This window comes from Quatrionicoccus australiensis (assembly GCF_020510425.1).
GTDB lineage: Bacteria > Pseudomonadota > Gammaproteobacteria > Burkholderiales > Rhodocyclaceae > Azonexus > Azonexus australiensis_A.
This window is the reverse complement of sequence record NZ_JAHBAH010000001.1, coordinates 2,417,525-2,432,199: the sequence shown is the minus strand read 5'-3', so window position 1 is coordinate 2,432,199 and position 14,675 is coordinate 2,417,525. Positions and strand designations below refer to the sequence as shown.

The following is a 14,675-nucleotide window of genomic DNA, read 5'->3' as shown; positions in this document are numbered from 1 at the left end:
ACTGCTCCTTATGCGTTTACCAGTTCGCCGTTCGACTTGAACACGCGAACCTTGCGGCCATCTTCGAGCGCCTTGAAGCCGACACGGTCAGCCTTCTTGGTCGCGGGATTGAAGAGCGCAACATTGGAGAGATGAATCGGCATATCTTTGTCAACGATGCCACCAGCCACACCCTTAACAGGATTCGGCTTAACGTGCTTCTTGGCACGATTGACACCCTCAACGAGCACATGCTCTTCACCGACACGACTCAGCACAGTACCGCGCTTGCCCTTGTCTTTACCGGTAATGACGACGACGTCGTCACCTTTACGAATCTTTTCCATGTATTTCTCCTTACAGCACTTCAGGAGCCAGGGACACGATCTTCATGAAGCGCTCGGTACGCAGTTCGCGGGTTACCGGGCCAAAGATGCGCGTGCCGATCGGCTCGAGCTTGTTGTTGAGAAGAACGGCGGCATTGCCATCAAAGCGCACCAGCGAGCCATCCGGACGACGAACACCCTTGGCGGTACGAACCACCACAGCGTTGTAAACATCACCCTTCTTGACACGACCACGCGGGGCAGCATCCTTGATGCTGACCTTGATGATGTCACCAATGCCCGCATAGCGACGCTTGGATCCACCCAGCACTTTGATACACATTACTGAACGTGCGCCGGTGTTATCGGCGACATCCAGAGTTGTCTGCATCTGAATCATTTAAATTTACTCCAACTTAATCCGCTTGCGCGGTCAGTCTTGGAACCCGTACGGGTCGAACACCTTTGCCGTGCCCAGAACTGGCCAGCAGCAAAAAAGAAGCCGGATTATACCGGCCTCTTTTAAACTACGCAAGCGTTTATGGAAACTTTCGTCAGACGACGATCGCTTTTTCCAGAACGCTGGTCACTGCCCAGGTCTTGGTACGGGACATCGGACGGGTTTCGACGATCTCGACGAGATCGCCTGCACGGGCCGTATTGCCTTCGTTATGGGCATGGTACTTCTTCGAACGGACCATGATCTTGCCGTACATCGGGTGCTTGACCTTACGTTCGACGAGGACGGTAACCGTCTTCTCCATCTTGTCGCTAACGACACGACCGATCAGAGTGCGCTTGATACTGGAGGTCTCGCTCATTGCTGCACCGCCTTTTCACGGATAAGCGTGCGGACGCGAGCAATGTCGCGACGCACCTTGGACATTTGGCTGGTATTGGACAGCTGCTGGGTAGCAAGCTGCATACGCAGACCGAACTGGGCCTTCAGAAGGTCCAGCAATTCCTTGTTGAGCTCGTCCACGCTCTTGGTTCTCAGTTCACTAGCTTTCATGATTACCCCAGATGACGAGTCACGAAGGTGGTAGCAATCGGCAACTTGGCAGCAGCAAGGGCAAATGCCTCGCGAGCCAGCGCTTCATTGACACCATCCATCTCATAAAGCACCTTGCCCGGCTGGATTTCGGCAACCCAGTACTCCGGATTACCCTTACCGTTACCCATACGAACTTCCGCCGGCTTCTTGGAAATCGGCTTGTCCGGGAAAATACGGATCCAGATACGGCCGCCACGTTTAATGTGACGGGTCATGGCACGACGAGCTGCTTCGATTTGACGCGCAGTCAGACGACCACGGCCAATGGCCTTAAGGCCCCATTCGCCGAAGGAAACCTTCGTACCACGGGTCGCCAGACCTTCATTGCGGCCTTTGTGCTCCTTGCGGAACTTGCGACGATTCGGTTGCAGCATTTAGGCACCTGCCTTTCTTACACGCTTGGCCGGAGCGCCGTCACCTTCCGGCTTTTTCACCGTACGGGTACGCGGCTTGTCGCCTTCCGGCTTACCCGGATTACGACGCGGCTTGCGATCATCAGCCACCGGCTCAACAACTTCCGGCTGCTCGTTGCGATCAAGCATGTCACCCTTGTAAACCCAGACCTTGATACCGATGATGCCGTACGTGGTCAGAGCTTCAGAGGTTGCATAGTCGATATTGGCGCGCAGCGTATGAAGTGGCACGCGACCTTCGCGATACCACTCGCTACGAGCGATTTCAGCACCGTTCAAACGACCAGCGCTCATCACCTTGATGCCCTGGGCACCAAGACGCATTGCATTCTGCATCGCACGCTTCATTGCGCGACGGAACATGATGCGCTTTTCGAGCTGCTGGGCGATCGAATCAGCAATCAGCTGAGCATCGATTTCCGGCTTGCGGATTTCTTCGATTGACACATGAACAGGAACGCCCATGATGCGCTGAAGATCCGTACGCAGTTGTTCGATGTCCTCACCCTTCTTGCCGATGACCACGCCCGGACGAGCGGAGAAAACGGTAACGCGAGCATTCTTGGCCGGACGCTCAATCAGGACACGACCAACCGAAGCGTGAGCGAGCTTACGCTTGAGATATTCGCGAACCTTGATGTCTTCGTTCAGCATGCCCGGGAAGTCCTTGCTGGCTGCATACCAGCGCGAACTCCAGTTCTTGGTGACGGCCAGACGGAAGCCAGTCGGATGTATTTTCTGTCCCATGGCTATTCCTTAGTTACCAACGGTCAGATAGATATGGCAGGTCGGCTTTACGATCCGATTGCCACGACCCTTGGCGCGCGCGGTAAAGCGCTTGAGCACCATGCCTTTTTCGACGTAGATGATTTTCACCTTGAGTTCGTCGATATCAGCGCCGTCATTGTGTTCGGCGTTGGCGATAGCCGACTCCAGAACCTTCTTGACGATACCAGCTCCCTTTTTCGGGGAGAATGCCAGGATGTTCAGAGCCTGACCAACCGGCTTGCCACGCACCAGATCAGCAACGAGGCGACCTTTTTGCGCAGAGAGGCGTACGCCCCGCAGACTTGCACGAGTTTCCATGTCAGCTCCTTACTTCTTGGCCTTTTTGCCGGCGGTGTGACCCTTGAACGTCCGGGTCAGCGAGAACTCGCCGAGCTTGTGACCGACCATATTTTCGGTGACGAACACCGGAATATGCTGCTTGCCATTATGAACAGCGATCGTCAGACCGATAAACTCGGGGAGGATCGTCGAACGACGCGACCAGGTCTTGATCGGGCGCTTGTCGCTTGTGGCGCGAACTGCTTCGACTTTGTCGATCAGATACGCATCAACAAACGGGCCTTTTTTGAGAGAACGTCCCATTTCCTACCCCTTAACGCTTATGACGGCGCTGAACGATCATGCTGTCCGTGCGCTTGTTGCTGCGAGTGCGGTAACCCTTGGTAGGCTGACCCCACGGGTTAACCGGCACACGACCTTCGCCAGTACGACCTTCACCACCACCGTGCGGGTGATCAACCGGGTTCATGGCAGTACCACGAACAGTCGGGCGAATACCACGCCAACGCATAGCACCGGCCTTGCCGAACTTGCGAAGGTTGTTTTCTTCGTTACCAACTTCACCGATTGTGGCGCGACACTCAACATGAACGCGACGCACTTCGCCGGAGCGCAGACGGATCTGCGCATAGGTACCTTCACGTGCCAGCAACTGAACCGACGTACCGGCCGAACGGGCCAACTGAGCCCCTTTGCCTGGCATCATTTCGACGCAGCAAATGGTGGTACCGACCGGAATATTGCGAATCGGAAGTGCATTACCGGACTTGATCGGAGCTTCGGAGCCGCTCATGATCTGCTGACCGACAACCATGCCCTTGTTGGCAATCACGTAACGACGCTCGCCATCGGCGTAGCAAACCAAAGCGATATTGGCAGTACGGTTCGGGTCATACTCAAGACGCTCAACCTTGGCCGGAATACCGTCCTTGTTGCGCTTGAAATCGATGACACGATAGGACTGCTTGTGACCGCCACCTTGGTGACGAACCGTGATACGACCATTGTTGTTGCGACCGGCATTACCCGACTTCGCCTCAACCAGGGCAGCAAACGGCTTACCCTTGTGCAGATTCGGATTGACGACCTGCACCACGGCACGACGGCCGGGGGAAGTCGGCTTGACTTTAACGAGTGCCATTAGGCATTCCCCCCTTCAACAAAATTAATTTCCTGGCCCGGCTTCAGACTCACGTAGGCTTTCTTCCAGCCCTTGCGACGACCAACCGACCCCTTGAAACGCTTGACCTTGCCCTTGACGTTGGCGACCTGAACGGACTCAACCTCAACCTTGAACAACAACTCGACCGCGGCCTTGATTTCCGGCTTGGTAGCATCGGAAGCAACACGGAAGATTACTTGCTCATACTTCTCGGCAATGTAGGTAGCCTTTTCGGAGATTTGCGGCGCCAGCAGCACCTGCATCAGACGTTGTTGGTTCATCCCCACATCTCCTCGAACTTGGCCACTGCATTCTTGGTAACCAAAACCTTGGCAAAGCGAACCAGAGAGACCGGATCAGCTTCCTGAGCTTCAAGCACCAGAACATTCGGCAGGTTGCGCGACGAGAGGTACAGATTCTCGCTGAGCACATCCGTAACCACCAGAAGATTGCCTTCCAGACCCAAGGTCTTCAGCTTTTGCGAGAAGAGTTTGGTCTTGGGAGCATCAATGGTCAGATCGTCGATGACGACCAAGCGACCTTGACGGGCCAACTCGGAGAGAATCGCGGCCATACCGGCGCGGAACATCTTCTTGTTAACCTTCTGGCTGAAATTTTCTTCGGGCGAATTCGGGAAAATCCGACCGCCCCCACGCCACAACGGACTGCCATTACTACCAGCACGAGCACGACCCGTACCCTTTTGGCGCCACGGCTTGGTGGTGGTATGACGAACTTCCGAGCGATCCTTCTGCTGACGATCACCGGAGCGCGCATTGGCCTGATAGGCCACAACGATCTGGTGCACCAACGCTTCATTGAAGTCGCGACCGAAAAGCACGTCGGAAGCCTGCAGCTTTGCAGCTTCTTGTCCCTGCTCGTTAATTACATTGAGTTCCATGTCGCCCCCTTAAGCCTTGACTGCCGGACGCACGACAATGTCGGCACCCTTGGCACCAGGAACGGCGCCACGAACCAGCAGAAGCTGACGCTCGGCATCGACGCGAACAACCGTCAAGCCCTGCATCGTGGACTGCACATCACCCATATGACCAGCCATGCGCTTACCCGGGAAAACACGACCCGGATCCTGCGCCATACCAATGGAACCCGGCGCGTTATGCGACAGCGAGTTACCGTGGGTAGCACGGTTGGAACTGAAGTTGTGACGCTTGATGCCGCCCTGGAAACCCTTACCGATGGAAGTGCCGGTCACATCCACTTTTTGCCCTTCGGCGAAAATGGTGACAGCAATCTGATCGCCAGCCTTGAAAGTGGCCAGCTGCTCAGCATCGATACGGAACTCCTTGAGGACATGCCCGGCTTCCACACCCGCCTTGGCCAGATGGCCAGCAATGGGCTTGGAAACGCGGGAGGCACGGCGCTTGCCGAAACCGACCTGAATGGCTGCGTAGCCATCGATCTCCGGCGTTTTTACTTGGGTCACGCGATTGTTGGACACGTCAAGCACAGTTACCGGAATGGAAGCACCATCCTCAGCAAAAATGCGAGTCATGCCAACCTTGCGACCAACAAGGCCTAGACTCATGGTTATTCTCCTCATCGCCGGCTGCGATTGGCCGGTCGATGTAAAACAACAAATGGGCAGCCAGTGACGGCCACCCCCGAAAGGCGCGGATTATATCCGCAACCCTTTATTACTGCAACTTGATTTCGACGTCCACACCAGCCGGCAGATCCAGCTTCATCAGCGCGTCAACCGTCTTATCGGTCGGATCAACGATATCCATCAGACGAAGATGGGTACGAATCTCCAGCTGATCACGCGAAGCCTTGTTGACGTGCGGCGAACGCAGGATGTCAAAACGCTGCTTGCGGGTCGGCAGCGGCACCGGACCACGAACAACGGCGCCAGTGCGCTTGGCCGTCTCAACGATTTCCTGAGCGGATTGATCGATCAAACGATAATCGAAAGCCTTGAGACGGATACGGATTTTCTGGTTTGCCATTTTGTTTTCCAAAGAACGATGGGGTGAAGCTCCCCTCACCCCGATTTTTCACAAAGAACGAATTACTCGATGATCTTGGCGACAACACCGGCGCCAACGGTACGACCACCTTCGCGGATAGCGAAGCGCAGACCATCTTCCATGGCGATCGGAGCAATCAGCTTGACCGTCATCTGGATGTTGTCACCCGGCATAACCATTTCAACGCCTTCCGGCAGCGAAATCGCACCGGTCACGTCGGTCGTGCGGAAGTAGAACTGCGGACGGTAGTTGTTGAAGAACGGGGTATGACGACCGCCTTCGTCCTTCGACAGAACATACACTTCGCCGGTGAAGTGGGTGTGCGGGGTGATCGAACCCGGCTTGCACAGCACTTGACCACGCTCAACATCTTCACGCTTGGTACCGCGCAGCAGTGCGCCAACGTTATCGCCAGCCTGACCTTGGTCGAGCAGCTTGCGGAACATTTCAACACCAGTACAGGTGGTCTTGACGGTCGGACGGATACCGACGATCTCGATTTCTTCACCAACCTTGACAATGCCGCGCTCGATACGACCGGTCACCACAGTACCGCGACCAGAGATCGAGAAGACGTCTTCAACCGGCATCAGGAACGGCAGATCAACAGCGCGCTCCGGGGTCGGAATGTAGGAATCCAGCGCATCGGCCAGACGGAAGATCGACGGCTCGCCGATTTCGGACTGGTCGCCTTCCAGAGCCTTCAGAGCAGAACCATGAACGATCGGGGTGTCATCACCCGGGAAGTCGTACTTGGAGAGCAGCTCGCGCAGTTCCATTTCGACCAGCTCGAGCAGCTCGGCATCATCAACCATGTCGCACTTGTTCATGTACACCAGAACGTACGGCACACCAACCTGGCGAGCCAGGAGGATGTGTTCGCGAGTCTGCGGCATCGGGCCGTCAGCAGCGGAACAAACCAGAATGGCGCCGTCCATCTGGGCAGCACCGGTAATCATGTTCTTGACGTAGTCGGCGTGGCCCGGGCAGTCAACGTGGGCGTAGTGACGATTCGCGGTTTCGTATTCGACGTGCGCGGTATTGATGGTAATACCACGAGCCTTTTCTTCCGGCGCCGCATCAATCTGGTCGTATGCCTTGGCAGCACCACCAAACTTGGCAGCCAGCACCGTGGTGATCGCAGCCGTCAGGGTCGTCTTGCCGTGGTCAACGTGACCAATCGTGCCGACGTTTACGTGCGGCTTGGTACGTTCAAATTTCTCTTTTGCCATTATCGGTTCTCCAGCAATTACTTCTTGTTAATGACAGCCTCAGCGACGTTCTTCGGCGCTTCGGTGTAGTGCTTGAATTCCATCGAGTAGGTCGCACGACCTTGCGACAACGAACGCAGGGAGGTCGAGTAACCAAACATTTCGGACAGCGGCACTTCAGCCTTGACGAGCTTGATGCCACCAACCTGATCTTCCATACCCTGGACGATGCCACGGCGGGAAGAAAGGTCGCCCATCACGTTACCCATGTAGTCTTCCGGGGTTTCGACCTCAACCGCCATCATCGGCTCGAGCAGCGTCGGGCTGGCTTTCTTCATGCCTTCCTTGAAAGCCATGGAAGCAGCCATACGGAAGGCGTTTTCGTTCGAGTCAACGTCGTGGTAGGAACCATCGAACAGCGTGAACTTGACATCAACAACCGGGAAGCCAGCCAGAACACCACTGGTCACGGCATCGCGCAAGCCCTTGTCAACCGCCGGGATGAATTCACGCGGAACAACACCGCCCTTGATGGCATCGACGAATTCGTAACCCTTACCAGCTTCGTTCGGTTCAATCTTGAGCCAGACGTGACCGAACTGACCACGACCACCAGACTGCTTGACGAACTTGCCTTCCTGCTCAACCGACTTCTTGATGCATTCGCGGTAAGCCACCTGCGGAGCACCGACGGAAGCATCAACGTTGAATTCGCGGCGCATACGGTCAACCAGAATTTCCAGGTGCAATTCACCCATACCTGAAATAATGGTTTGGCCAGATTCTTCATCGGTACGCACACGGAAGGACGGATCTTCCTGCGCCAGACGACCCAGCGCCAGACCCATCTTTTCCTGGTCGGCCTTGGTCTTCGGTTCGACGGCAACGTGAATCACCGGCTCCGGGAAGATCATGCGCTCAAGGGTAATGACCTTTTGCGGATCGCACAGCGTGTCGCCGGTGGTGGCCTCTTTCAGACCCACGGCAGCAGCGATGTCGCCAGCGCGCACTTCCTTGATTTCTTCGCGCTGATTGGCGTGCATCTGCAGGATGCGACCCAGACGCTCCTTACGACCCTTGACCGGGTTGTAGACGGTATCGCCAGAGTTGATCACACCGGAATAGACGCGGAAGAAGATGAGCTGACCAACGAACGGGTCGGTCATGATCTTGAACGCCAGAGCGGAGAAAGCCTCGTCATCAGCTGCACGACGCTCGCCTTCAGTTTCATTCTCGAGAATACCCTTGACCGGCGGGATATCAATCGGCGACGGCAGCAACTCGATCACAGCGTCAAGCATGCGCTGCACACCCTTGTTCTTGAACGCGGTACCGCACAACATCGGCTGGATTTCGCAGGCAAGAGTACGGGTACGCAAACCAAGAATGATGTCGGCTTCGGAAAGCTCGCCATTTTCCAGGTAACGATTCATCAGCTCTTCAGAGGCCTCGGCAGCCGCTTCAACCATCTGCTCACGCCAATCATTAGCATCATCAACCAGATCAGCCGGAATATCGCGGGCTTCGTACTTCATGCCCTGCGAAGCCTCATCCCAGAAGATTGCCTTCATTCTGATCAGATCAACGACACCCTCGAACTTTTCCTCAGCACCGATCGGAATAACGATAGGCACGGGATTAGCTTTCAGACGCAGCTTGAGCTGATCGACCACCTTGAAGAAGTTGGCACCGGAACGGTCCATCTTGTTCACGAAAGCCAGACGCGGCACGCCGTACTTGTTGGCCTGACGCCAAACGGTTTCCGACTGCGGCTGCACACCACCGACCGCACAATAGACCATGCAGGCAGCGTCGAGAACACGCATGGAGCGCTCAACTTCAATCGTGAAGTCAACGTGCCCCGGAGTATCGATGATATTGATGTGGTGCGGCTGGAACTGCTTGTCCATGCCACTCCAGAAGCAGGTGGTAGCAGCGGAAGTAATGGTGATGCCGCGCTCTTGTTCCTGCTCCATCCAGTCCATGGTGGCGGCGCCATCATGAACTTCACCGATCTTGTGATTCACACCGGTGTAGAAAAGGATACGTTCTGTCGTCGTCGTCTTGCCGGCGTCGATGTGCGCGCTGATACCGATATTGCGGTAGCGCTCGATGGGAGTTTTACGTGCCACGTTAAAGCCCTTTGAAATTAGAAGCGGAAGTGAGCAAAAGCCTTGTTGGCTTCAGCCATACGGTGCACTTCGTCACGCTTCTTGACGGCGCCGCCGCGATTTTCAGCAGCTTCCAGCATTTCGGCAGCCAGACGCTGACCCATGGACTTTTCCGAACGCTTGCGAGCGGACTCGCGCAACCAGCGCATGGCCAAAGCAGCACGACGCGCCGGACGAACTTCAACCGGCACCTGGTAGTTGGCACCACCAACACGACGGGACTTAACCTCGACCATCGGCTTGACGTTACCCATGGCTGCACTGAACACTTCGAGCGGATCCTTGCCACCCTTGGTGGTAATGATCTCGAAAGCGCCGTAAACAATACGCTCGGCAACCGACTTCTTGCCGCTTTGCATGATGGCGTTTACAAACTTGGAGACTTCGACATTACCGAACTTCGGATCCGGCAGAATGTCACGCTTAGGTACTTCACGACGACGGGGCATATTAACCTCTTAATAAACACGATTCAGTTGAAAAGCCGGGCTAGGGTTCTACCCTCCCGGCCTCTCCCGACCACCCAAAAAGGCGGCCACTTACTTAAGCTGCCTAATGAATCAGGCAGCCTTCGGACGCTTGGCCCCGTACTTGGAACGGGACTGCTTACGATCTTTGACGCCCTGGGTATCCAGGGAGCCGCGCACGGTGTGGTAACGCACACCCGGCAAATCCTTGACACGACCGCCACGGATCAGGACCACAGAGTGTTCCTGCAGGTTGTGACCTTCACCGCCGATGTACGAAATGACTTCAAAGCCATTCGTCAGGCGAACCTTGCAAACCTTACGGAGAGCGGAGTTCGGCTTTTTCGGGGTGGTGGTGTAAACACGGGTGCAAACGCCACGTTTTTGCGGGCATTTTTCCAGAGCAGGCACCTTGCTCTTGGTGACCTCGGCAACGCGCGGCTTGCGCACGAGCTGGTTGATAGTCGGCATATCGAACTTCCTTCAACGGCCGGGCACTCAGCGGTGCACGACGGCAATTTTGTTATCCAAAGCGGAGACAATGATTAGTCACCGCCGACAAAGACCATAGATTTTATGGTTGATCAACCCCCATGTCAACGAAACATGGGGATTGCTTACAAACTCAAGATGCCTGATCGGCTTCCTGAACAACAACTTCGTCTGCTGCCTCCAAGCGGATAGCCGAGGTATCGCCGGCCGCCGCAGCCTTCCGGGCACGGTGATAAGCGAGACCGGTACCAGCCGGGATAAGACGACCAACGATAACGTTTTCCTTCAGACCGCGCAGTTCATCACGCTTGCCCATGATCGCAGCTTCGGTCAGGACGCGTGTCGTTTCCTGGAAGGAAGCGGCAGAGATGAAGGAGTCGGTCGACAAGGAGGCCTTCGTAATACCGAGCAACATGTGCTCGAAGTTGGCCGGCAGTTTGCCTTCAGCCAGGACGCGATCATTTTCGGCCAGCAGTTCAGCACGTTCGACTTGTTCGGACTTGATGAACTTGGTATCACCCGGCTCGGTAATCGCAACACGACGCAGCATCTGACGCACGATCACTTCAATGTGCTTGTCGTTGATCTTCACGCCTTGCAGACGATAAACGTCCTGAACTTCGTCGGTGATGTAACGCGCCAGCGCCTCGACACCTTGCAGACGCAGAATATCGTGCGGATCCGGTTCACCTTCGACGATCTTTTCGCCCTTGTTGACGACCTGACCATCGTGAACCAGCACGTGCTTGTCCTTGGAAATCAGGAATTCGTGAACATTGCCGTCCAGATCGGTGATCACCAGACGCTGCTTGCCCTTGGTGTCCTTGCCGAAGCTGATCGTACCGGTATATTCGGCCAATACCGAAGCATCCTTCGGCGTACGGGCTTCGAACAACTCGGCAACCCGTGGCAGACCACCGGTAATGTCGCGAGTCTTGGCAGACTCTTGCGGCATACGGGCCAGCACATCGCCGACACCAACCTGTTGTCCATCGAGCACGGAAATAATCGAGCCAACCTGGAAGGCGATCGAAACGTGATGGTCGCTGCCGGCAATACGAACTTCCTGACCATTTTCGTCGAGAAGCTTGACCACCGGGCGCAGCCCCTTGGTTGCGGCCTTGCCGCCACGCTTGTTGTCGATAACAACCAGCGTCGAGAGGCCGGTCACATCATCAACCTGCTTGGCAACAGTGACACCCTCTTCGACATTTTCGAAGCGAACGGTACCGGCATACTCGGTCACGATCGGGCGGGTATGCGGATCCCAGGTTGCCAGCTTGATACCAGCCTTGACAACCTTGCCATCATCGACAGCCAGCATAGCGCCGTACGGAACCTTGTGGCGTTCGCGCTCGCGACCATGATCGTCGGTAATCAACACTTCGCCGGAACGGGAAATGACGACCTTTTCACCCTTGGCGCTGGTGACATAGCGCATGGTCGCGGTAAAGCGGACCGTACCGGCCGACTTCGACTCGACCTGGGAAGCAACAGCTGCCCGGGAAGCCGCACCACCGACGTGGAAGGTACGCATGGTGAGCTGGGTACCCGGCTCGCCGATCGACTGGGCAGCAATAACACCGACCGACTCGCCAGCATTGACCATCGAACCGCGACCGAGGTCACGACCGTAGCACTTGGCGCACAAGCCGTAACGCGTATCGCAGGTCAGCGGGGTACGAACCTTGACTTCATCGATACCGAGCTTGTCGATCAGATCGACCAAGTCTTCGTCGAGCATGGTGCCCGAGAAAATGACTGTTTCCTGGGTTTCGGGATCAACCAGATCGTCGACCGTAACGCGACCAAGAATCCGCTCGCGCAGCGCCTCGATCACTTCACCGCCTTCGACCAAGGCCTTCACGGCAAAACCGTTCTTGGTGCCACAATCATCTTCGGTGATGACCAGATCCTGCGTCACATCGACCAGACGACGGGTCAGGTAACCGGAGTTGGCGGTCTTCAGTGCCGTATCAGCCAGACCCTTACGAGCGCCGTGGGTCGAAATGAAGTACTGAAGAACGTTCAGACCTTCGCGGAAGTTGGTCGTAATCGGGGTTTCGATAATCGAGCCATCCGGTTTCGCCATCAGGCCGCGCATACCGGCCAACTGACGAATCTGGGCTGCGGAACCGCGAGCACCGGAGTCGGCCATCATGTAGATGGAGTTGAACGAGTCCTGCTTGACCTTCTTGCCGTAACGGTCAATGGTCTCTTCATGGCCGAGTTCGTCCATCATGACCTTGGCGACCTGGTCGCCCGTACGACCCCAGATATCGACGACCTTGTTATAACGCTCACCATTGGTCACCAGACCGTTGGTGTACTGGATCTCGATTTCCTTAACTTCGGCTTCGGCAGCAGCAATGATCTCGTGCTTCTTGGCAGGCACGCGCATGTCGTCCGAACAGAAGGAGATACCGGCGCGGGTTGCCAGGGCGTAGCCGTTCTGCATCAGCTTGTCGGCGAAAACCACCGTTTCCTTCAGGCCGCAACGACGGAAGGATTCGTCGATCAGCTTGGAGATTTCCTTCTTCTTCAGGGCGCGGTCAATGCTCTTGAACGGCATGCCCTTCGGCAGGATCTTGGAAAGCAGGGCGCGACCGGCCGTGGTCTCAACGCGAACGATTTTCTCGTCCCATTCGCCGTCGACCGCTGCGGGCTCGTATTGCGGAATGCGAACCGAAATGCGCGAGTGCACATCAAGCTCGCCGGCCGCCATGGCACGTTCGATTTCATTGGTGTTGGCAAAGTACATGCCTTCACCCTTGCCGTTTACCTTTTCGCGGGTCGCGTAGTACAGACCCAACACGATATCCTGCGACGGAACGATGATCGGCTGGCCGTTGGCAGGCGACAGCACATTGTTCGAGGCCAGCATCAGGGTACGGGCTTCCATCTGCGCTTCGAGCGACAGCGGAACGTGGACAGCCATCTGGTCACCGTCGAAGTCGGCGTTGAACGCCGCGCAGACGAGCGGATGCAGCTGAATGGCCTTGCCTTCGATCAGGGTCGGTTCGAATGCCTGGATACCGAGACGGTGCAGGGTCGGCGCACGGTTCAGCATGACCGGATGTTCGCGGATGACATCTTCGAGGATGTCCCAAACGACCGGTTCCTGGCCTTCGACCATCTTCTTGGCTTGCTTGATGGTGGTGGCGTAGCCAAGCACTTCCAGCTTGTGGAAGATGAAGGGCTTGAACAGCTCCAGGGCCATCAGCTTGGGCAGGCCGCACTGATGCAGCTTGAGCTGCGGACCGACCACGATGACCGAACGGCCGGAGTAGTCGACGCGCTTACCCAGCAAGTTCTGACGGAAACGACCGCCCTTGCCCTTGATCATGTCGGCCAGCGACTTCAGCGGACGCTTGTTAGCGCCAGTCATTGCCTTGCCGCGACGGCCGTTGTCGAGCAGGGAGTCAACCGACTCCTGCAGCATGCGCTTTTCATTGCGCACGATGATTTCCGGGGCCTTGAGCTCGAGCAGACGCTTCAAACGGTTGTTACGGTTGATGACGCGACGATACAGGTCATTCAGATCGGAGGTCGCGAAGCGGCCGCCATCCAGCGGCACCAGCGGACGCAGATCCGGCGGCAGCACTGGCAGGACTTCGAGGACCATCCAGTCCGGCTTGATGCCGGACTTCAGGAAGCCTTCGAGAATCTTCAGACGCTTGGCCAGCTTCTTGTTCTTAGCTTCGGAACCGGTGACTTCGAGTTCGGCGCGCAGCGATTCGACTTCGCTCGGCAGATCGAGATTGCGCAGCAGTTCGCGGATACCTTCGGCACCCATCAGAGCATGGAATTCATCGCCATGCTCTTCCATCATTTCCAGATACTGTTCTTCGGTCAGCAACTGGCTGCGTTGCAGATTCGAGACCATGCCCGGATCAGTCACCACATAGGCTTCGAAGTACAGGACGCGTTCGATATCGCGCAGCGTCATGTCGAGCACCATGCCAAGACGCGACGGCAGGGACTTCAGGAACCAGATATGGGCGGTCGGCGAGGCCAGTTCGATGTGACCCATGCGGTCACGACGCACCTTGGCCAGCGTCACTTCGACACCGCACTTCTCGCAGATCACGCCGCGATGCTTCAGGCGCTTGTACTTGCCGCACAGGCACTCGTAATCCTTGATCGGGCCAAAGATCTTGGCGCAGAAAAGGCCGTCGCGTTCCGGCTTGAAGGTACGGTAGTTGATGGTTTCCGGCTTCTTGACTTCACCGTAGGACCAGGAACGGATCTTTTCGGGCGAGGCGAGACCAATGGTAATCGCGTCAAATTCCTCTTCGGCGGTTACCTGCTTGAATAGATCGAGCAATGCTTTCATCGTTT

The 14,675-nt window shown here is 56.2% G+C and carries 18 protein-coding genes; all 18 read right to left on the bottom strand.

Annotation, left to right across the window (positions count from 1 at the left end):
• Positions 1-8 precede the first annotated feature (8 nt).
• The gene (rplX, locus tag KIG99_RS11685) at positions 9-326 is read right to left on the bottom strand and encodes a 50S ribosomal protein L24 (protein WP_226442105.1); all 318 of its coding nucleotides are present in this window, start codon (positions 324-326) and stop codon (positions 9-11) included.
• Between the two features lie 10 nt (positions 327-336).
• A complete protein-coding gene (gene rplN, locus KIG99_RS11680) occupies positions 337-705 on the bottom strand; it encodes a 50S ribosomal protein L14 (protein WP_028994194.1) in 369 nt (122 codons plus the stop codon).
• A 154-nt stretch (positions 706-859) separates the two neighbouring features.
• Complete coding sequence (rpsQ, locus tag KIG99_RS11675) at positions 860-1,126, bottom strand: 30S ribosomal protein S17 (protein WP_226442104.1); 267 nt, start codon at positions 1,124-1,126, stop codon at positions 860-862.
• Positions 1,123-1,317, bottom strand: a complete 195-nt coding sequence (rpmC, locus tag KIG99_RS11670) for a 50S ribosomal protein L29 (RefSeq protein ID WP_027456670.1) — start codon at positions 1,315-1,317, stop codon at positions 1,123-1,125. Before rpmC ends, rpsQ begins: the two co-directional genes overlap by 4 nt.
• Positions 1,318-1,319: 2 nt before the next feature.
• On the bottom strand, positions 1,320-1,733 hold the full coding sequence (gene rplP, locus KIG99_RS11665) for a 50S ribosomal protein L16 (RefSeq protein WP_150429715.1): 414 nt from the start codon (positions 1,731-1,733) through the stop codon (positions 1,320-1,322).
• Positions 1,734-2,519: a 30S ribosomal protein S3 gene (gene rpsC / locus KIG99_RS11660; RefSeq protein ID WP_226460309.1), complete on the bottom strand. Its 786-nt coding sequence runs from the start codon at positions 2,517-2,519 to the stop codon at positions 1,734-1,736. It lies immediately after the preceding gene.
• A gap of 9 nt (positions 2,520-2,528) precedes the next feature.
• Positions 2,529-2,858, bottom strand: coding sequence for a 50S ribosomal protein L22 (rplV, locus tag KIG99_RS11655; RefSeq protein WP_168657806.1), 330 nt, complete (start codon positions 2,856-2,858; stop codon positions 2,529-2,531).
• A 9-nt stretch (positions 2,859-2,867) separates the two neighbouring features.
• The gene (gene rpsS / locus KIG99_RS11650) at positions 2,868-3,143 is read right to left on the bottom strand and encodes a 30S ribosomal protein S19 (protein ID WP_066879986.1); all 276 of its coding nucleotides are present in this window, start codon (positions 3,141-3,143) and stop codon (positions 2,868-2,870) included.
• Positions 3,144-3,153: 10 nt separating this feature from the next.
• Complete coding sequence (gene rplB, locus KIG99_RS11645; RefSeq protein WP_226442102.1) at positions 3,154-3,981, bottom strand: 50S ribosomal protein L2; 828 nt, start codon at positions 3,979-3,981, stop codon at positions 3,154-3,156.
• Entirely contained in the window at positions 3,981-4,283 is a 303-nt protein-coding gene (gene rplW / locus KIG99_RS11640; protein WP_226442101.1) for a 50S ribosomal protein L23, read from the bottom strand. The genes rplB and rplW overlap by 1 nt, the downstream gene beginning before the upstream one ends.
• Positions 4,280-4,903: a 50S ribosomal protein L4 gene (gene rplD / locus KIG99_RS11635; RefSeq protein ID WP_226442100.1), complete on the bottom strand. Its 624-nt coding sequence runs from the start codon at positions 4,901-4,903 to the stop codon at positions 4,280-4,282. Before rplD ends, rplW begins: the two co-directional genes overlap by 4 nt.
• A 9-nt stretch (positions 4,904-4,912) precedes the next feature.
• Positions 4,913-5,551 (bottom strand): 50S ribosomal protein L3, encoded by a 639-nt coding sequence (gene rplC / locus KIG99_RS11630; protein ID WP_226442099.1) that lies wholly within the window; start codon positions 5,549-5,551, stop codon positions 4,913-4,915.
• A gap of 109 nt (positions 5,552-5,660) precedes the next feature.
• Positions 5,661-5,972 (bottom strand): 30S ribosomal protein S10, encoded by a 312-nt coding sequence (gene rpsJ, locus KIG99_RS11625; protein ID WP_011286086.1) that lies wholly within the window; start codon positions 5,970-5,972, stop codon positions 5,661-5,663.
• Between the two features lie 62 nt (positions 5,973-6,034).
• Positions 6,035-7,225, bottom strand: coding sequence for an elongation factor Tu (gene tuf, locus KIG99_RS11620; protein ID WP_226460302.1), 1,191 nt, complete (start codon positions 7,223-7,225; stop codon positions 6,035-6,037).
• A 17-nt stretch (positions 7,226-7,242) separates the two neighbouring features.
• Positions 7,243-9,336 carry an elongation factor G gene (gene fusA / locus KIG99_RS11615; RefSeq protein WP_226460308.1) on the bottom strand — a complete coding sequence of 698 codons (2,094 nt, stop codon included), beginning with the start codon at positions 9,334-9,336 and terminating at the stop codon, positions 7,243-7,245.
• 17 nt (positions 9,337-9,353) lie between these two features.
• Entirely contained in the window at positions 9,354-9,824 is a 471-nt protein-coding gene (rpsG, locus tag KIG99_RS11610) for a 30S ribosomal protein S7 (protein ID WP_119489312.1), read from the bottom strand.
• A 111-nt stretch (positions 9,825-9,935) separates the two neighbouring features.
• On the bottom strand, positions 9,936-10,313 hold the full coding sequence (gene rpsL / locus KIG99_RS11605) for a 30S ribosomal protein S12 (RefSeq protein ID WP_066879509.1): 378 nt from the start codon (positions 10,311-10,313) through the stop codon (positions 9,936-9,938).
• A 154-nt stretch (positions 10,314-10,467) separates the two neighbouring features.
• The gene (gene rpoC, locus KIG99_RS11600; RefSeq protein WP_226460307.1) at positions 10,468-14,670 is read right to left on the bottom strand and encodes a DNA-directed RNA polymerase subunit beta'; all 4,203 of its coding nucleotides are present in this window, start codon (positions 14,668-14,670) and stop codon (positions 10,468-10,470) included.
• Positions 14,671-14,675 lie beyond the last annotated feature (5 nt).